Origin of the sequence: Methylobacterium mesophilicum, assembly GCF_036441335.1 — a bacterium.
Lineage (GTDB): Bacteria > Pseudomonadota > Alphaproteobacteria > Rhizobiales > Beijerinckiaceae > Methylobacterium > Methylobacterium mesophilicum_B.
Map to the genome: position 1 here is coordinate 517,070 of NZ_MLBW01000034.1, position 17,688 is coordinate 534,757.

A 17,688-nucleotide genomic window follows, 5' to 3' on the forward strand; every position below is an offset into this window, starting at 1 on the left:
GCAGCCCTCTCGATTCGCACCTCTCACTTGCACCCGGAGATGCCCTGCATGGCGGCGGACAACACGGCAGCGGCCCACGATGCGAAGGCCCGGACCGCGGCGAGCGTCGGAAGCGTGGCGCACGGGTTCCAGGACGCGGACGACGTCCTTCCGCCCTACCACATCGAGGCGCAGACCTCCCTCGTCGAGCGGCCGCTGCGCTCACTGAAGTTCGGCGAGGCCTTCGGCGTCCTCGATTCCTACGGCGATATTGGCGTCCAGCCCGGCCCGGAGGGGCTCTACTTCCAGGACACGCGCTACCTCTCCCGCCTGGAGGTGACGGTGGAGGGCCAGCGCCCGCTGATGCTCTCCTCGGTGATGCAGGACGACAACGGCGCGCTCAGCGTCGACATGACGACGCCGGACATCCGCATCGACGCCCACGACGAGACCTCGATCCCGCGCGAGACGGTCGCGATCGAGCGCACCAAGTTCCTGTTCCGCGGCGCCTGCTACGACCGGATCGGCCTGCGCTCCTTCGACTCGAAGCACCGCCGCCTGCGCATCGCCGTCACCTTCGACGCGGATTTCCGCGACCTGTTCGAGGTGCGCGGGACCGACCGGAAGGAGCGCGGCAAACGCGGCGTCCTGGTGGCGAGCGACCGCGAGGTGCAGTTCCGCTACGTCGGCCTGGACGAGATCGTCCGGACGACGTCGCTGCATTTCGGTCCGAAGCCCGATTCGATCGAGCCCGGCAAGGTGGTGTTCGACGTGTCGCTCCCCCCTGGTGGCCGGACCTCGCTGTTCATCCGCGTGACCTTCGAGGCGCATCGGGCCTTCACCAAGCCCCCGACGGACACGATGGTCGGCGAGGATGCCGCCGCCCGGCTCACGCTCGCGGCCAATGCCGGCGGCGCGCGGCGCGAGCCGAAAGACCTCGGCGAGGGCACGATCTTCGCCCGTGCCTACCGCGATTCGCGGCGCGACCTGCGGGCGCTGACGGCGGGCATCACCACGATCATCTCGTCGAACGATCAGTTCAACGAGGGCCTGTGCCGGGCCACGGCCGACCTCTACATGCTCGCGAGCCGCACCCCGGAGGGCATCTACCCCTTCGCCGGCATTCCCTGGTACTCCACGGTATTCGGGCGCGACGGCATCATCACGGCGATGATGGCGCTCTGGATCGACCCGAAATTCGCCCGCGGCGTGCTGCGCTACCTCGCCTCGACCCAGGCCAAGGCGGTCGACCCGGCCGCCGACGCGCAGCCCGGCAAGGTCCTGCACGAGACCCGCCGCGGCGAGATGGCGATGCTCGGCGAGGTGCCGTTCCGGCACTATTACGGCACCATCGACGGCACGCCGCTCTTCGTGATGCTGGCCTGGGAGTACTACGCGGTCACGGGCGATCTCGAGACCGTGCGGGCGATCTGGCCGGCCCTCGAACTCGCCCTCGAGTGGATGGACCGCTACGGCGATCGCGACGGCGACGGCTTCGTCGAGTACGCCCGCGACACCGACAAGGGTCTCGAGAACCAAGGCTGGAAGGACAGCCACGACTCGATCTTCCACGCCGACGGCCACCTGGCCAAGGGTCCGATCGCCCTCTGCGAGGTGCAGGGCTACGTCTACGCGGCCAAGAACGGCATGGCGAAGCTCGCGGCGCTCCTCGGGCACGATCCCATGGCCGAGCGCCTCACCCAGGAGGCAGCGAGCCTGCGCGAGCGATTCGACGCGGCGTTCTGGAACGAGGAGATCGGCACTTACGCGCTGGCCCTCGACGGCGCGAAGAAGCAGTGCGCGGTGCGCTCCTCCAATGCCGGGCACGCCCTGTTCACCGGCATCGCCAAGCCGGAGCGGGCGGCGCGGGTCGCCGAGACGCTTCTGTGCAAGGACGGCTTCAACGGCTGGGGTGTGCGCACGATCGCCAAGGGCGAGGCGCGCTACAACCCGATGTCCTACCATAACGGCTCGATCTGGCCCCACGACAACGCGCTGATCGCGATGGGTCTGGCGCGCTACGACCGCAAGCACGAGGCCGCGCGCATCTTCCAGGGGATGTTCGACACCTCGCTCTACCAGGACCAGAAGCGGCTGCCGGAGCTGTTCTGCGGCTTCATGCGCCGCAAGCAGCGCGGCCCGGTCTCGTACCCGGTCGCCTGCAGCCCGCAGGCCTGGGCGGCGGCGGCGCCGTTCGCGTTCCTGGCAGCTTGCCTCGGCCTCGAACTCGACCACGAGCGCAACCGCGTCCGGCTCAAGAACCCGATCCTGCCGGGCTTCCTCGACGGGGTGACCCTCTACAACGTCAAGCTCGGCGGCTCGCGCCTGGACATCCGGTTCCAGCGCTACGACGACGACGTCACCGTCTCGGTGCAGCGCCGCCACGGCGACGTGCAGGTGGTCGTCACCAAGTAGGACCCGGGACGGGAGTTCCGGGGCTGCCCGCTTCGGGTTAAGCGGGCCGCGCGGCCCGTCGCGCCGCCGAGGACGGATCCATGCCGGCTGACCACCACGCCCCCGACGCGGCCCTGCGCCTCGCGCAGGACCTGATCCGGTGCCCGTCCGTGACGCCGGAGGATCGGGGCGCCCTCGACGTGGTCGCCGACACGCTCCGGCCGGCCGGCTTCGCGGTCGAGCGGCCGGTCTTCTCGGATCCCGGCTACCCCGACACGCCGAACCTCTACGCCCGCGTCGGGCAGGGCGGTCCGTGCCTCGTCTTCGCCGGCCACACCGACGTGGTGCCGGAAGGCGAGGGTGCGTGGCGGCACGATCCCTTCGCGGGCACCGTGGCCGACGGCATGCTGTACGGCCGCGGCGCCGCCGACATGAAGGGTGGCGTCGCCTGCATGCTGGCGGCGACGCTCGCCTTCCTCGACCGGCGCGGGGCCGAATTCGGCGGCTCCATCGCGTTCCTGATCACCGGCGACGAGGAGGGTCCGGCGGTCAACGGCACCGTGAAACTCCTCGACTGGGCGCGGCGCCGGGGGGAGCGGTTCGACCACTGCGTCCTCGGGGAGCCGACCAATCCGGGCCGGCTCGGCGAGATGATCAAGATCGGCCGGCGCGGGTCGCTGACCGGCAAACTCACCGTGCTCGGCCGCCAGGGCCACGTCGCCTACCCGCACAAGGCCGAGAATCCGATCCCGGGCCTGCTGCGCCTCGCCTCGGCGCTGGTCGCCGAGCCGCTGGATCGCGGGACGGCGCATTTCGACGCCTCGAACCTCGAATTCACCACGATCGACGTCGGCAATCCGGCCACCAACGTGATCCCGGCGACCGCGCGGGCGACCTTCAACATCCGCTTCAACGACGACTGGACGGCCGAGAGCCTCGGCGCCGAGATCCGCCGGCGTCTGGAGCAGGCGGCCGGGAATGCGGTGCGCTTCAGCCTCGACCTGCAGCCCTCGAACGCGCCGGCTTTCCTGACGCGGCCGGACGCCTTCGTGACGCTCGTCGCGGAGGCGATCCGGGCCGAGACCGGCCTCACCCCGACGCTCTCCACGACGGGCGGCACGTCGGATGCCCGCTTCATCAAGGATGCCTGCCCGGTGATCGAGTTCGGCCTCGTCGGCGAGACCATGCACCAGACCGACGAGTGCGTGGCGGTCGCCGACCTGGAGCGGCTGACGGCGATCTACGGGCGCGTGCTCGACGCCTACTTCCCCAGATCGTAGTCGACGCCCACGAAGGTCAGCCCGGCGGCCGGGGCCAGCGGCCCGCACCGGCGCTTGTCGCCCGAGGCGAGGATCTCGGCGACGTCATCTGCCGAGAGGCGGCGGCTGCCGGCGAGCATCAGCGTGCCGACCATAGCCCGGACCTGATGGTGCAGGAACGAGCGCGCCGACGTCGCGACCACGATCTCGTCGTGGAGCGCCATCGGCGCGCGGGCCACGTCGAGCTGCTCCAGCGTGCGGATCGGGCTGTTCGCCTGGCACTCGGCGGCCCGGAAGGCCGAGAAGTCGTGGCGGCCGACGAGGCGCTGGGCGGCTTCGTGCATCAGGTCCGCGTCGAGGAGCCACGGCACCTGCCAGACATGGGCCCGCGTCAGCGCGGCGGGGCTGCGCCGGTTGAGGATGCGGTAGCGGTAGTGCCGGCGGATCGCCGAGTGGCGGGCGTCGAAGCTCTCCGGCACGATCTCGGCGGACAGGATCGCCACCGGCTGCGGCCGCAGATGGGCGTTCAGGGCGTCCCGCACCGTGTCGGTCCGCCAGTCCTTGGCGAGGTCGAGATGGGCGACCTGATGGATCGCGTGCACGCCGGCATCGGTCCGGCCCGCGCAGGTGAGCCGGGCGTCCTCGCCCGAGAAGCGCGTGACCGCCGCCTCGATCGCGCCCTGGACCGTGGGATCGTCCGCCTGCCGCTGCCAGCCACAGAACGGACCGCCGTCGTACTCGATGACGAGCTTGTAGCGGGGCATCAGCCGAGGCGGGCGCCGGGCGCCAGCCGCGCGCCGCGGACGAACTCGGCCCCGCTCGCGCTTCCGCCCTTCCCGGCGCGGCGCAGCTCCAAGAGGCGTACGGCACCGCTGCCGCAGGCGACCGTACCGTCGGAATCGCGCAGCGTCCCCGGCGCGCCCGAACCCTCTGCCGGAGCGGCGCGGAGCACCTTCACGCGCTCCGGCCCCTTGCCGAGATCGACCTCGAAGAAGGCGCCGGGGAACGGCGACAGCCCGTTGATCCGATTGGCGACCTCAGCCGCCGGCCGCGACCAGTCGATCCGGGCCTCGTCGTTGGTGATCTTGTGGGCGTAGACGACGCCGTCCTCCGGCTGCGGCGCGAAGGTCAGCGTGCCCGCCGCGAGCGCCGCGAGGGCGCGCGCCATCAGGTCGGCGCCGAGCGGCATGAGCGCGTCGTGAAGGGCGCCCGCGGTCATGCCCGGGGCGATCGACAGCCGGGCCTCGAGCGCCACGGGACCGGTGTCGAGGCCCGCCTCCATCCGCATGACGCCGACGCCGCTCTCGGCGTCGCCCGCCATCACGGCGCGCTGGATCGGCGCCGCGCCGCGCCAGCGCGGCAGCAGGGATCCGTGCAGGTTGAGGCAACCGTGCTTCGGCGCGTCGAGGATCGCCTGCGGCAGCAGCATCCCGTAGGCGACCACCACGGCGACGTCGGCCCGGTGCGCCGCGAAAGTCTCGGCGGCCTCCGGTGTGCGGAGCGTCGACGGCGTCAGGACCGGCACGCCGAGCGCGTCGGCGAGCGCGTGGACCGGGGAGGGGCGCAGGCTCATGCCGCGGCCGGCCTTCGCGGGAGCGCGGGTGTAGACCGCCGCGATCTCGTGCCCGTCCCGCGCGAGCCGCGCCAGCGTCGGCACCGCGAAGTCCGGCGTGCCCATGAAGACGACGCGCATGGCCGGATCAGGCCGCGTCGCGCTTGGCCGCCTTGGTGAACTTCTTGATCACCCGGTCGCGCTTCAACTTCGACAGGTGGTCGATGAACAGCACGCCGTTGAGATGGTCGATCTCGTGCTGGATGCAGGTCGAGAGCAGGCCGTCGGCCTCGATCTCCCGCTCCGTGCCGTCGAGGTCGCGGAACTTCACGCGCACCCGGTCCGGCCGCTCGACCTCGGCATAGTAGTCCGGGATCGACAGGCAGCCCTCGTCGTAGACGCGCTTCTCCTCCGACGACCAGACGATCTCGGGATTGATGAAGACCCGCGCGTCGCGGACGCCTTCCTCCTTGGATGTGTCGATCGTCACGACGCGCTTGGCGACGCCGATCTGGATCGCCGCCAGCCCGACGCCGGGTGCGTCGTACATCGTCTCGAACATGTCGGCGACGAGGGTCCGGATCTCGGCGGTGATCGGCCCGACCGGCTCGGAGCCCAGGCGCAGGACGGGATCGGGGAGGATGACAAGCGGGCGGATGGTCATGGCGGGAACCGGCAGGGAAGGCGCCGGGACGGGTCCGGGCTCACTGTCGCATAGGATGCGGCCGAGGACCGGTCAAATACCGGTTCGCTGCCTGTCGCCGACCCTCAGAATGCCGTCCGGCTGCGGATCGCCGCCGAGAGCGTGCCCTCGTCGAGGTAGTCGAGCTCGCCGCCGACCGGCACGCCGTGGGCGAGGCGCGTGACCTTCACGTCGCAGTGCCGGATCGACTCGGTGACGTAGTGGGCGGTGGTCTGGCCGTCGACGGTGGCGTTGAGCGCCAGGATGACCTCGCTGACCTCGGGCCGTGCCACGCGCTCCACCAAGCTCGCGAGGTTCAGGTGCTCCGGGCGCACGCCGTCGAGCGCCGACAGGACGCCGCCGAGCACGTGGTAGCGCGCCTTGACGGCTCCGGAGCGTTCCAGGGCCCAGAGGTCGGACACGTCTTCCACCACCACGAGCGTCGTCGGGTCGCGCTCGGCGTCGCGGCAGATCGTGCACGGGTCCGAGGTGTCGACGTTTCCGCAGCTCGTGCACACGATGATGCGGTCGGCCGCCACGCGCATCGCGTCGGCCAGGGGCCCGAGCAGCGTGTCGCGCTTCTTGATGAGCTGCAGGGCGGCGCGCCGCGCCGAGCGCGGTCCGAGGCCCGGCATGCGGGCGAGGAGCTGGATCAGGCGCTCGATCTCGGGGCCGGCGACGGCTTGGGGCATCGTACCTCTGGGACGAGGAAGGGATTGCGGACCCGGACGGGCATAGACGGCGCCGGGCGCCGCGCAAGGGTCCGTGCGCGGGCGAGCACCCGCGTATGTGGTATATGGGTATTCTGAAGCCGCTTCACCGGTGGCATTATGCTGCGCGGCGGATGCAACTGCTTACAGACCCGGGTTCCTGAGTCCACGACTGTGGTCTAACCTGTTTGTACATGTTGCGGGCTCCTGGCGGGGCCCATTATGACAGCGAAGCTTCGCCGCCTACTCGTGAGTGGGACGGAAAGCTGCCGGGAACGGAGATCCTGCGTGCGGCGGTCCTGTACGACCGCACGGACGTCTCCCGGGCAAACCCGGACGGCGTTGCCGTCCGGCTCAGTCGCGTCGACGGTCGAACAGGGGCCCGGGAGATACGATCTTGACCAATATCGGTGATCACAACGCGGCCCACGGCGCCGAGGCGGCAGGCTTCCGCGACCTCAAGGCCGTCCACTGGAATTTCGAGGCGCCGCGCCTCTACGAGGAGGCTCTGTCCCGCAAGGAGGCGCAGCTCGCCCGCGGCGGCGCCCTCGTCGCCACCACCGGCAGCCATACCGGTCGCTCGCCCAAGGACAAGTTCGTGGTCCGCGATGCCGGCACCGAGAACGAGGTCTGGTGGGACAACAACGGCGCCATCACGCCCGAGCAGTTCGAGACCCTGCGCCAGGACTTCTTGAAGCACGCCGAGGGCAAGGAGCTGTTCGCCCAGGACCTCTACGGCGGCGCCGATCCGGCCTACCGGGTCAACGCGCGGGTGTTCACCGAGTTCGCGTGGCATTCGCTGTTCATCCGCAACCTGCTGATCCGGCCGGACCGATCCGAGATCGCGTCCTACGTGCCGGACATGACGATCATCGATCTGCCGAGCTTCCAGGCGGACCCCGCCCGGCACGGCTGCCGGTCGAAGACCGTGATCGCCATCGACTTCTCGAAGAAGCTCGTGCTGATCGGCGGCTCCGCCTACGCGGGCGAGATGAAGAAGTCGGTCTTCACCTACCTGAACTACATCCTGCCCGGACAGGGCGTGATGCCGATGCACTGCTCGGCCAACGCGGCGCTGGACGCCGAGGGCGGATCGGCGATCTTCTTCGGCCTCTCGGGCACCGGCAAGACGACACTGTCGAACGACAGCTCCCGCCAGCTGCTCGGCGACGACGAGCACGGCTGGTCGAATTCCGGGATCTTCAACTTCGAGGGGGGCTGCTACGCCAAGACCATCCGCCTCTCGCGCAACGCCGAGCCGGAGATCTACGCCACCACCGAGCGCTTCGGCACGGTGATGGAGAACGTGATCATCGATCCGGTCACCCGCGCGCCGGACTTCGACGACGCGTCGCTCACCGAGAACACCCGCTGCGCCTACCCGCTGGACTTCATCGCCAACGCGAGCGCCACCGGGCGGGCCGGGCATCCCAAGAACATCGTGATGCTGACCTGCGACGCCTTCGGGGTGATGCCGCCGATCGCCAAGCTCACCGGCGCCGAGGCGATGTACCACTTCCTCTCGGGCTACACCGCCAAGGTGGCCGGAACGGAGCGCGGCCTGACCGGACCGGAGGCGACCTTCTCGACCTGTTTCGGCGCGCCGTTCATGCCGCGGCATCCGAGCACCTACGGCAACCTGCTGCGCGACCTCATCGCCAAGCACAGCGTGGATTGCTGGCTGGTCAACACGGGCTGGACCGGCGGCGGTGTCGGCACCGGCCGGCGCATGCCGATCCGCGTGACGCGCCGCCTGCTGAGCGCCGCCCTCGACGGCTCGCTGGCGCAGGCGGAGTTCCGCCGCGACCCGTATTTCGGCTTCGCCGTGCCGGTCTCGGTTCCGGGCGTCGAGCCGCACATCCTGACCCCGGTCAAGACCTGGGCCAACAAGGGTGCCTTCGTCGAGACGGCGGCGCGGCTCGTGAAGATGTTCGACGACAACTTCAAGCGGTTCGAGGACCATGTCGACGCCGACGTGCGCGCCGCCGGGCCGACCGCTCAGGCGATCGCGGCGTAAACCGAGAGCGGGCGGCCCGCGGGGCCGCCCCAGTCGTCTTTGCGAGCGGAGCGAAGCAATCCAGTTGCGCCACGCTTGCGAGCGTCGCGCTGCCCTGGGTTGCTTCGCACCGCTCGCGAGGACGGTTCGGACGTCTCGTCCGAGCGGATTCCTAGAACGGCAGCTTCATGCCCGGCGGCAGGGGCAGGCCCTTGGTCAGCTCGGCCATGCGCTCCTGCATGGTCGCTTCCGCCTTGCCGCGGGCGTCGTTGCAGGCCGCCACGATCAGGTCCTCCAGGATCTCGCGCTCGTCCGCCACCATCAGGGACGGGTCGATGCTGACGCCCTTCATCTGACCCTTGGCGGACATGGTGACCCGGACCGAGCCGCCGCCGGACGCGCCGGTCACCTCGATCGCGTCCATCTCGGACTGCAGGTTGGCCATCTTCTCCTGCATGGCCTGAGCCTGCTTCATGATGCCCATCAGGTCGCGCATGCGGCTCTCTTTCCGTTTCCTCGTCTGATCTGGGTATCGCGCGGCCCGTGCGCCACCGCGCGTCAGGCGTCGTCGTCCTCGACCTCGCCGACCCGCGCGGCATCGCCTTCCCCGAGGATCTCCTGCTCGGCGGAGGGCAGGGCCTCGGAGACGGTCTCGCGCACGTCGACGATCTCGGCCCCGGGGAAGCGCGTCAGCACCTCCCGCACGAAGGGATCCGCGGCGGCGTTCTCCCGGCGGGTCTCGGTGGCGGCGCGGGCGGCCGCGTCGAGGGTCGGGGCGCCCTCGTCCTTCGACAGGGCCACCACCCAGCGCCGCCCGGTCCAGCGCTCGATGGCGGCGGCGATGTCGTTGGCGAGGCTCGCCCGGCCGCCGGAGGCGAGGCGGAACTCGATCCGGCCTTCCTCGAAGCGCACCAGATGGACGTCGCGCTCCAGAGCGGTCCGCAGCAGGATGTCCCGGTTGGCGTCGGCCAGCGCGATCAGGTCCTCGTACCGTCCGAGGCGCGGTGTCGGTGGTGCCACCGGCGCCGGTCTCGGCGCCGGCGCACCGACGGGCGCGCTCATGGCGACGGGCGCGGGCGCGTTCACGGCGACNCCCCGCGAGGTCCGCCTCCGCGAGGTCCGCCTCCGCGAGCTTGGCCAGGACGAGCAGCGCGAGGCCCAGGGCGGCGAGCGCGGCGGCGAGCCCGGTCAGGTCCCGGCGCGGGCGCTCCTCGACGTAGGGGATCGGGTCCCGCTCCAGGGCCTCGATCTGCCGGATGGCGGCGGCCACCGCCGCGGCGCCCTCGGCCTCGAAGGCGCGGTAGGGCACGCCGAGGCTCCTGAAGAACAGGTCGAGGTGGCGCTCCGGCGCGGCCTGGGGCGTGTCCTCGCCGGCCGGCCGGTCAGCGATGCCGGGCGATCCTTTGGTGCGCAGGAACAGCCAGTACAGGTTCGGCCGGATCCGCGCGACCGCGGCGCGCAGCTGGTCCTGGATGCGCGGGTCGATCACCGCGGCGCCGTCGGAGACCAGCAGGAGCACCCGCGAGGCGCCGACATCGATTCCGAACTGCGACAGGGCCATGCCGAGACCGCGGCCGATATTGGTATAGTCGAGGCCGGGCCGGTCGATGGCGGCGATCGCCGCCCGCACGGCGTCGTGGCGGTCGGTCATCGGCATGACCAGCATCGGCGCGGTGGAGAAGGCCGTCACGGCGAACAGGTCGTGCGCCCGGGCGCCGACGAAATCGGCCAGCAGGCGCCGGGAGGCCGCGGCCTTCGATTCCTCGGCGCCGGAGGGCTGCCGGCCCGCGAAGGTCTCGTTCATGCTGCCCGAGCGGTCGATCAGCAGCGAGACCTGCGCGCCGATGCCGAGGCGCTCGATCCGCGCGCCCGTCCGGTAGGGGCCCGCCAGGGCCACGATCAGGCCGGCGACGGCCAGGACGCCGGCGAGCGTCAGCGCCCGGCCGAGCCAGGCCGAGACGGGATCGGCCGGGGCGGCGGCGACCGCCGGCACGGCCCTGCGCACCGTGACCCTCGCGCTCCTCCCCGACGTGAAGCTGCGCCGGCTCGGTACCTTCCGGGAGGAGTGGAAGCGCCTCACCCGGCAGGACGCGCCGCCGGTCCTCGGCGTCGGTCTGATGCGCAACGCCTGGNCAGCGGCGGCCGGGCCGACAGGGACGGCGGTTCGTCCGCGGGCGCGGCGGCCGCCTCCGCCCGCAGCTGGCGCAGGGCCTCGTCGGGTGTCGGCAGATCGGCCGCGTAGGCGAGACGCACGATCGCCATCTCGGCCGCCGCCAGCGGCCGGGGCGCCGCCTGAACCTCCGGAATCGCCTTGAGCAGGATCTGCCACGCCCGCGACAGGGCGCGGATCGTGAGCTTCTCGGCGAACGCGGCCCCGCGGACGCGCTCGGTCTCGCTGAGCGTCGGGTCCGCGGCCGCCTCCGGCACCACCTTGAGCCGGGTGACGAGATGCGTGAAGGCCGCGAGATCCGAGAGCACCACAGACGGGTCCGCGCCGGAATCGTACTGGGCCCGCAATTCCGCGAAGGCGGCCGGGACCGACCCGCGCATCACCGCCTCGAACAGGTCGAGGATGCGGGCGCGATCGGCTAGGCCCAGCATGTCGCGCACGCTCTGCGCGGTGATCGTCCCGGCGCCGTGGGCGATCGCCTGGTCGAGCAGCGAGAGCGCGTCGCGAACCGACCCCTCCGCGGCTCGCACGATCGCGCCGAGTGCCTCGTCCTCGACGGTGACGCCTTCGGCGGCGCAGACCTTCGCGAGATGGGCGTGCAGGGTCGGCGCCTCGACACGGCGCAGGTCGAACCGCTGGCAGCGCGACAGGATCGTCACCGGGACCTTGCGGATCTCCGTGGTGGCGAACACGAACTTCGCGTGCGGCGGCGGCTCCTCCAGCGTCTTCAGGAAGGCGTTGAACGCCTTCTCGGAGAGCATGTGGACCTCGTCGACGATGTAGACCTTGTAGCGCGCCGAGACCGGCCCGTAGCGGATGCCATCGATGATCGCCCGGACGTCGTCGATGCCGGTATGCGAGGCGGCGTCCATCTCCAGCACGTCCATGTGCCGGGATTCCATGATCGCCGCGCAGTGGAGGCCGAGTTCCGGCATCGACACGGTCGGGCCGGTGTCCGGCTGGCCGGCGCGGGCGTAGTTGAGGCCGCGGGCCAGGATCCGGGCCGTGGTGGTCTTGCCGACCCCGCGGACGCCGGTGAGCATCCAGGCCTGCGGGATGCGGTTGGCCGCGAACCCGTTCGCGAGGGTCCGCACCATCGCGTCCTGGCCGATCAGGTCGCCGAAATTGGTGGGGCGGTACTTGCGCGCGAGCACCCGGTACGGCGTCGCCGCGGCGGGGGGCGCTGGAAACCCGGGCAGGCCCGGCTCGTCGTCAGGCGTGCCGGTCGTAGCGTCCATGCCGTGTCTGGGTCTGGCTGCCGCGCGCCGTGAGATGAGGTGGGAGGCTGGACGAAGACCCGCTCGGTCTCGTTAGGGCTGCTTCCTTCCGGACCTGACCCGGTTGGCGAGTGAAACGTCCCTCGCCAACCCCCCGCCGGCTATATGGCCGGGCCTCGCTCCGAACGCAAGCGCCGCGATCTCGCGCTGCGACTTGCCGCTGCGACTTGGCATTGCCCCTCTGCGTCGCCTACTCGGCCTCGCGCTTGACGATCGCCAGGGTCTTCGGATCGAGCTTGAGGTCGAACTGCTTGCCGCTCGCGTCGATCGCGTCGTCCACCTCGATCATGCCGTCGTCGAGCTCGATCTCCTTCCACTTGGTGAAGCCCTCCTGCTTCAGCATGGCTTCGACCTTCGCCTGCTGGTCGGGCGGGAGCTTCTCGTCGGCGCGGGCGGAGAGGCTGGTGCCGGCGATCACGGTCAGGGCGAGAAGGGTCGTGGTCAAGCGCATGGCTGTCTCCGCTCCGGCCATTGTTTCCGGCTGTGAACAGGCCGGCGGCAGTGGAGTTCCATCGCGGCCATGCCCTTGAGCCGCCCCCGGATCTGCCGCACATCTTGGCCGTACGGAACGCGGCGGCGAGGATTTGGCACCGATGGTCACGCGCGTCGCCACCGTGGCCTTCGAGGGCATCGAGGCGCGGGCGGTGGACGTGCAGGTCCAGATCGTCCCGGGCTCGGTGGTGTTCACCGTCGTGGGTCTGCCCGACAAGGCGGTGGCGGAATCGCGCGAGCGGGTCCGCGGCGCGCTGATCGCCTCCGGGCTGGCGCTGCCGGCCAAGCGCATCACGGTGAATCTCGCACCGGCGGATCTTCCCAAGGAGGGTTCGCACTTCGACCTGCCGATCGCGCTCGGCGTCATGGCGGCGATCGGCGCGATCCCGGCCGACGCGCTCGCCGGCTACTGCGTGCTCGGCGAACTCGCCCTCGACGGCAGCATCACCGCTGTCAGCGGCGTGCTGCCGGCAGCCATGGCGGCCGGTGCCCGGGGGCTCGGGCTCATCTGCCCGGCCGCCACCGGACCGGAAGCGGCCTGGGCCGGGGGCGATCTCGACGTGCTCGCGCCGCGCTCGCTGATCCAGCTCGCCAACCACTTCAAGGGCAGCCAGGTCATGGCGCGGCCGGAGCCCGCCGTCGCCGTGCCGGCCGGACCCCTGCCCGACCTCGCCGACATCCGGGGTCAGGAGGGCGCCAAGCGCGCCCTGGAGATCGCCGCGGCCGGCGGCCACAACCTCCTGATGAACGGTCCGCCGGGCTCGGGCAAATCCATGCTCGCGGCCCGTCTTCCGTCGATCCTCCCGCCGCTGACGCCGCGCGAGCTCCTCGACATCTCCATGATCCAGTCGGTTGCGGGCGCGCTGAAGGACGGGGCCCTCTCCGACCGGCGGCCGTTCCGGCAGCCGCACCATTCCGCCTCGATGGCGGCGCTCGTCGGTGGCGGTCTCGGGGCGCGACCGGGCGAGGTCTCCCTCGCCCATGGCGGGGTGCTGTTCCTGGACGAGCTGCCCGAGTTCGCCCCGCAGGTGCTCGACTCCTTGCGCCAGCCGATGGAATCCGGGGTCGTGATGATCGCCCGGGCCAACCACCGCGTCACCTACCCGGCGCGCTTCCAGCTGGTCGCCGCGATGAACCCCTGCCGCTGCGGCCAGGGTCTCGAGCCGGGCTACGCCTGCCGGCGCGGGCCGAACGCGCGCTGCATGGCGCAGTACCAGGGGCGGATCTCCGGCCCGATGCTCGACCGCATCGACCTGCGCGTCGAGGTGCCGGCCGTGACCGCCGTCGACCTGATCCTGCCGGCACCCGCCGAGGGCTCCGCCGAGGCCGCCGCGCGGGTGTCGGCGGCCCGCGCGCTCCAGGGCGCGCGCTACGCCGCGCGCGGCCTGCCGGATTCCACCACCAACGCGACCTGTCCGGCGACGCTGATCTCGGACGTCGCGAGCCCCGACGCCGACGGGACGGCGCTGATCCGCCAGGCGGCCGAGAGCATGCGCCTCTCCGCCCGCGGCTTTCACCGGACGCTGCGCGTCGCCCGAACCCTGGCCGATCTCGACGGCGAGGCGCAGGTTCGACGGCTCCATCTCGCGGAGGCGCTCTCGTACCGNACCGGGGCCGCGGCGACGGCGCGGCGGCGGCCGCGTGAGTGGCGGCCCGCGCGGCCCGGCCGACCTGACGGTCTCGATCGGCCAGCACAGCAGCGCCGGCCGCAAGGCGGCCAACCAGGATTTCAACGGCGCGCTGGTCCCGGTTCAGCCGGCCCTCGGCCTGAAGGGCATCGCGGTCGCGCTGGCCGACGGGATCAGCAGCAGCGCGGCCGGGGCCGCGGCGAGCGAGACCGCGGTCAAGAGCTTCCTCAGCGACTACTACGCCACGCCCGACACGTGGTCGGTGAAGACCTCGGCGCAGCGCGTGATCGCGGCGACCAATTCCTGGCTGTTCGCCGAGACGCGGCGCGGCATTGACCCGAACGACCTCGACCGGGGCCACGTCACGACCTTCGACGCCCTCGTGCTGAAAGCGCGCGCGGCCCACCTCTTCCACGTCGGCGATGCCCGGATCTGGCGCGTCTCCGGAAAGTCCCTGGAGCAGCTCACCGAGGACCACCGCGTCGTGGTCTCCGCTGCGGAATCCTATCTCGGCCGGGCCCTCGGGGCGCAGGCCCGCCTGGAGATCGACTACCACGCCGTCGGCATCGCGGCGGGCGACACCTTCGTGCTGACGACCGATGGCGTGCACGAGCATGTCCGGCCCCGCGACATGGTCGCGGCGATCGCGGCGGCCGAGACCCTGGACGGCGCCGCGCGGGCGATCGTGGAGACGGCCCTGGCGGCCGGCAGCCCGGACAACCTGACGATCCAGATCGTGCGGGTCGAGGCGGTGCCGGAGGGTGAGCCGGCCGACCTGCTCGGCGAGGCCGAGGGGCTGGACCCGGCGCCGCTCCTCGACCCGCCCGCGGAACTCGACGGATTCCGACTGCTGCGGATCCTGCATTCCGGTCCCCGCAGCCGCGTCTACCTGGCGGTGCAGGCGGAGACCGGTGCCCAGGTCGCCCTGAAGGTGCTGTCCCTCGACCTCCGGGACGACCCGGCGCAGCGGAAGCGCTTCGTCATGGAGGAGTGGATCGCGCGGCGGATCGACAATCCCCATGTGCTCAAGGCCCATGCCCAAGCCGGCCCCCGCAGCCACCTCTACACGGTGATGCGCTACGTCGAGGGCCAGACCCTGAGCCAGTGGATGCGCGACAACGCGGCGCCCGAACTGGAGGTTGTGCGGGGGCTGGTCGAGCAGATCGCGCGGGGCGTGCAGGCCTTCCACCGGCGGGAGATGGTCCACCAGGACATGCGGCCCGACAACGTCCTGATCGACGCGACCGGGACTGTCCAGATCATCGATTTCGGCGCGACCCAGGTCGCCGGGGTCGTCGAGGGCGACCCGCGGATCGACCCGACGGAGATCCTCGGCACGGTTCAGTACACGGCGCCGGAGTGCTTCCTCGGCGCCCCGGGGACCGCCCAGTCGGACGTCTTCGCGGTCGGCGTGATGACCTACCAGATGCTCACGGGGCGCTTGCCCTACGGCGACGCAGTGCCCCGGGCGCGGACGCGTGCGGCGCAGCGGCGGTTGCGCTACGCCTCGGCGCGAACGGTGCGCCCGCTGCTGCCGGTCTGGGTCGACGGGGCGCTGTGCAGGGCCGTCCATCCCGATCCGCAGCGGCGCTACGCGGCGGTCTCGGCCTTCGTCCACGACCTGCGCCACCCCAACCCGGCCTTCACGGAGGGCCGGCGGGCGTCGCTGCTGGAGCGCGACCCGCTGCTGTTCTGGCGCCTGCTGTCGCTGGTGCTCGGCCTCGTCGCACTGGTGCTGGCGGCGATCCTGATCGCCGGCCCGCGGCGGTGAGCTCCGGCGGCGGTCTCAGGGATCCAGTTCGGGATAGCGGCGGAAGATGCCGTCCTCGTTGAACGGGACCCGGCGCGGGCTGGCGAGGTAGGCGGAGAGCCGCGGGCGCTGCGCGACCCTGTCATGGAGCCGCGCCACCTGCGGGCTTCTCCGGAGGGCCGCGACGGTGGCTCTGGGAAAGGCGTAGAGCAGGCCGTCGACGAGCTGGAACAGCGACAGGTCGGCGTAGCAGAGGTCGGCACCGACGAGCCGGCCGCCGCCGTTGGCCGTCAGCACGCGCTCGAAGTAGCCGAGATATCTGGGGATGCGCTCGCTGCGGAACTCGGCCGCCCGCCGCAGCGCCTCGGGCTTCTGATCCGCGTAGTACAGGCCGACACCGACGGGATGGTGCGTGTCGTGGGCCTCGTCGACCGCGTCCGCGACGGTGAGCTGGAGCTGGTGGGTCCAGATCCGGTCGCGTTCCGACGCGCCGACGAGGCCGAGGCGCGGCCCGAGATAGAGCAGGATCGCGGCGCTCTGCCCGACGACGACGTCGCCGTCGCGCAGGAAGGGCGGGGCCAGGGGAGGCCGCGGCTCGCCCGGGTCTGACAGGCGGTCGAGCATCGGTCCGATGCCGCCGGCCTCGTCGTCCCGGCGGGCGACGTCGACGTAGTCGGCGCCAGCTTCCTCGAGAGCGAGGCGGACGAACTCGCCGCGCCCCTGGATCATCGGCCAGTAATGGAGCTCGTAGGGCATCGACGCCTCCGGGTCGGGGAAGGCGCGCGAGCCCGGTCGGTTCCCGCTCAGTTGCTCTCGGCGGGCTCCTCGGCCGAGGCCTTCTCGACCGGCGGCTCGGCGCTGGCGACGGCCTTGCGGGCGAACATCGGCTGGAGGCGCTCGGCGAGCTGCTGGTCCAGGTGCTTGACGTAGGCGCCCTTGAAGTAGCGCTCGCCGGTCTTCGCACCGTAGAGACTGTCGTGGGCCTGGATCATCGCGGCGACCTCCGGGCGGCACAGGAAGCCCGTGATGCCGACGGCCTCGTACCATCGCCCGGCGCGCGCCTCGGCGGTCGCCTTCGGATTCGACAGCACCGTGTCGGCGAAGCACGCGGTGGCGGCCTGCCGCAGCGGCGCCAGCACCTTCTCGGCCTCCGCCGCGTTCACCTTCGGGGCGACCGGGTGGCGGTGAGGACGCGCCTCGGCGGCCGAGACGAGCGCGAGGACGGCGAAGGTGGCGAGGATCGAAGTCTTCATACGGGCGGCCTCGTCGGGTGTCCGAACCGCGTTCAGCTCTCGCTCATGATTGCGTCGGGATCGGGGCTGGCGGCCCGGTCCGGCTGCCCGATTGAGGGCAAGATCCCGACCGTTTCACGACGGCCACAGCCCGGCTCAGCCGCGCCGCTCCGCGTTCCAGTGTCCCCGGCAGGCGAGGGCCCCGGACGCGACCCAGGTTCCGGTCCCGAACCCGTCCGGGCCCAGGCGTCCGCGCACGTCGGCGGTGGCAGCGCCGTTCGAGATCGTGCCGCGGATCGCGCCGTTCCTGGCGACGCCGCCCTCGACCGTGAAGGCGGTCCCGATGAAGCGCGCCCGTCCGCGCTCGATCCGCACCGGGTAGCGATAGGCGCGGTCGCAGGTCCCCGTCTCGGTGATGATCTCGACGCTCCAGGTGCCGTCGAACCGGTCGGGCGGGGTGGCCGGGCGCGACGCGGCCGCGGCGGGAAGCGCGGTGGCGGGAAGCGTGGCGGCGAGGAGCAGGGCGACGGCGGGGCGGGGCGTCATGCGGATCCGGGATGCGGAGGG

At 71.7% G+C, this 17,688-nt stretch carries 13 protein-coding genes, 1 other RNA gene and 4 pseudogenes; 5 read left to right on the top strand and 13 right to left on the bottom strand.

Annotated elements, in window-relative coordinates; translation table 11 throughout:
- Positions 1-48: 48 nt before the first annotated feature.
- Entirely contained in the window at positions 49-2,394 is a 2,346-nt protein-coding gene (locus tag MMR14E_RS23140; RefSeq protein WP_331317529.1) for an amylo-alpha-1,6-glucosidase, read from the top strand.
- An 80-nt stretch (positions 2,395-2,474) separates the two neighbouring features.
- Positions 2,475-3,653 carry a succinyl-diaminopimelate desuccinylase gene (gene dapE / locus MMR14E_RS23145; protein WP_331317531.1) on the top strand — a complete coding sequence of 393 codons (1,179 nt, stop codon included), beginning with the start codon at positions 2,475-2,477 and terminating at the stop codon, positions 3,651-3,653.
- Here the strand turns inward: dapE and truA are convergent.
- The 4 genes from truA to recR form a co-directional block, all read right to left on the bottom strand.
- Positions 3,635-4,396: a tRNA pseudouridine(38-40) synthase TruA gene (truA, locus tag MMR14E_RS23150; protein WP_331317532.1), complete on the bottom strand. Its 762-nt coding sequence runs from the start codon at positions 4,394-4,396 to the stop codon at positions 3,635-3,637. The genes dapE and truA overlap by 19 nt on opposite strands.
- Positions 4,396-5,325 (bottom strand): methionyl-tRNA formyltransferase, encoded by a 930-nt coding sequence (gene fmt / locus MMR14E_RS23155; protein WP_331317533.1) that lies wholly within the window; start codon positions 5,323-5,325, stop codon positions 4,396-4,398. Before fmt ends, truA begins: the two co-directional genes overlap by 1 nt.
- Before the next feature lie 7 nt (positions 5,326-5,332).
- The gene (gene def / locus MMR14E_RS23160; protein WP_331317535.1) at positions 5,333-5,848 is read right to left on the bottom strand and encodes a peptide deformylase; all 516 of its coding nucleotides are present in this window, start codon (positions 5,846-5,848) and stop codon (positions 5,333-5,335) included.
- A gap of 104 nt (positions 5,849-5,952) precedes the next feature.
- The gene (gene recR, locus MMR14E_RS23165; protein ID WP_331317537.1) at positions 5,953-6,558 is read right to left on the bottom strand and encodes a recombination mediator RecR; all 606 of its coding nucleotides are present in this window, start codon (positions 6,556-6,558) and stop codon (positions 5,953-5,955) included.
- A gap of 415 nt (positions 6,559-6,973) precedes the next feature.
- Here recR and MMR14E_RS23170 point away from each other — a divergent pair, with 415 nt between their 5' ends.
- On the top strand, positions 6,974-8,593 hold the full coding sequence (locus MMR14E_RS23170) for a phosphoenolpyruvate carboxykinase (RefSeq protein ID WP_331317539.1): 1,620 nt from the start codon (positions 6,974-6,976) through the stop codon (positions 8,591-8,593).
- A 151-nt stretch (positions 8,594-8,744) separates the two neighbouring features.
- On the opposite strand, the gene MMR14E_RS23175 is transcribed toward MMR14E_RS23170, so the two are convergent.
- The 6 genes and pseudogenes from MMR14E_RS23175 to MMR14E_RS23200 all read right to left on the bottom strand — a co-directional run bounded on the left by MMR14E_RS23175 (position 8,745) and on the right by MMR14E_RS23200 (position 12,470).
- Positions 8,745-9,068 carry a YbaB/EbfC family nucleoid-associated protein gene (locus MMR14E_RS23175; protein ID WP_331318624.1) on the bottom strand — a complete coding sequence of 108 codons (324 nt, stop codon included), beginning with the start codon at positions 9,066-9,068 and terminating at the stop codon, positions 8,745-8,747.
- Positions 9,069-9,130: 62 nt separating this feature from the next.
- Positions 9,131-9,613, bottom strand: a pseudogene (locus MMR14E_RS23180) (DNA polymerase III subunit gamma/tau); the annotation flags it as partial.
- 64 nt (positions 9,614-9,677) lie between these two features.
- Positions 9,678-10,583 (bottom strand): annotated as a pseudogene (locus MMR14E_RS23185) (vWA domain-containing protein); the annotation flags it as partial.
- 125 nt (positions 10,584-10,708) lie between these two features.
- A pseudogene (locus MMR14E_RS23190) lies at positions 10,709-11,980 on the bottom strand (DNA polymerase III subunit gamma/tau); the annotation flags it as partial.
- Between the two features lie 37 nt (positions 11,981-12,017).
- An RNA gene (gene ffs, locus MMR14E_RS23195) (signal recognition particle sRNA small type) lies at positions 12,018-12,116 on the bottom strand.
- Between the two features lie 93 nt (positions 12,117-12,209).
- Positions 12,210-12,470: a PepSY domain-containing protein gene (locus tag MMR14E_RS23200; protein ID WP_331317540.1), complete on the bottom strand. Its 261-nt coding sequence runs from the start codon at positions 12,468-12,470 to the stop codon at positions 12,210-12,212.
- Between the two features lie 142 nt (positions 12,471-12,612).
- On the opposite strand from MMR14E_RS23200, the pseudogene MMR14E_RS23205 reads away from it, so the two are divergent.
- Together MMR14E_RS23205 and MMR14E_RS23210 are read left to right on the top strand one after the other, a co-directional pair.
- A pseudogene (locus MMR14E_RS23205) lies at positions 12,613-14,115 on the top strand (YifB family Mg chelatase-like AAA ATPase); the annotation flags it as partial.
- A gap of 37 nt (positions 14,116-14,152) precedes the next feature.
- Positions 14,153-15,910 (top strand): protein kinase domain-containing protein, encoded by a 1,758-nt coding sequence (locus tag MMR14E_RS23210; RefSeq protein WP_331317541.1) that lies wholly within the window; start codon positions 14,153-14,155, stop codon positions 15,908-15,910.
- A 15-nt stretch (positions 15,911-15,925) separates the two neighbouring features.
- On the opposite strand, the gene MMR14E_RS23215 is transcribed toward MMR14E_RS23210, so the two are convergent.
- The 3 genes from MMR14E_RS23215 to MMR14E_RS23225 all read right to left on the bottom strand — a co-directional run bounded on the left by MMR14E_RS23215 (position 15,926) and on the right by MMR14E_RS23225 (position 17,667).
- Entirely contained in the window at positions 15,926-16,645 is a 720-nt protein-coding gene (locus tag MMR14E_RS23215; protein ID WP_331317543.1) for a glutathione S-transferase, read from the bottom strand.
- Positions 16,646-16,692: 47 nt separating this feature from the next.
- Positions 16,693-17,142 carry a hypothetical protein gene (locus tag MMR14E_RS23220; protein ID WP_331317545.1) on the bottom strand — a complete coding sequence of 150 codons (450 nt, stop codon included), beginning with the start codon at positions 17,140-17,142 and terminating at the stop codon, positions 16,693-16,695.
- 135 nt (positions 17,143-17,277) lie between these two features.
- The gene (locus MMR14E_RS23225; RefSeq protein WP_331317547.1) at positions 17,278-17,667 is read right to left on the bottom strand and encodes a hypothetical protein; all 390 of its coding nucleotides are present in this window, start codon (positions 17,665-17,667) and stop codon (positions 17,278-17,280) included.
- Between the last annotated feature and the right edge of the window lie 21 nt (positions 17,668-17,688).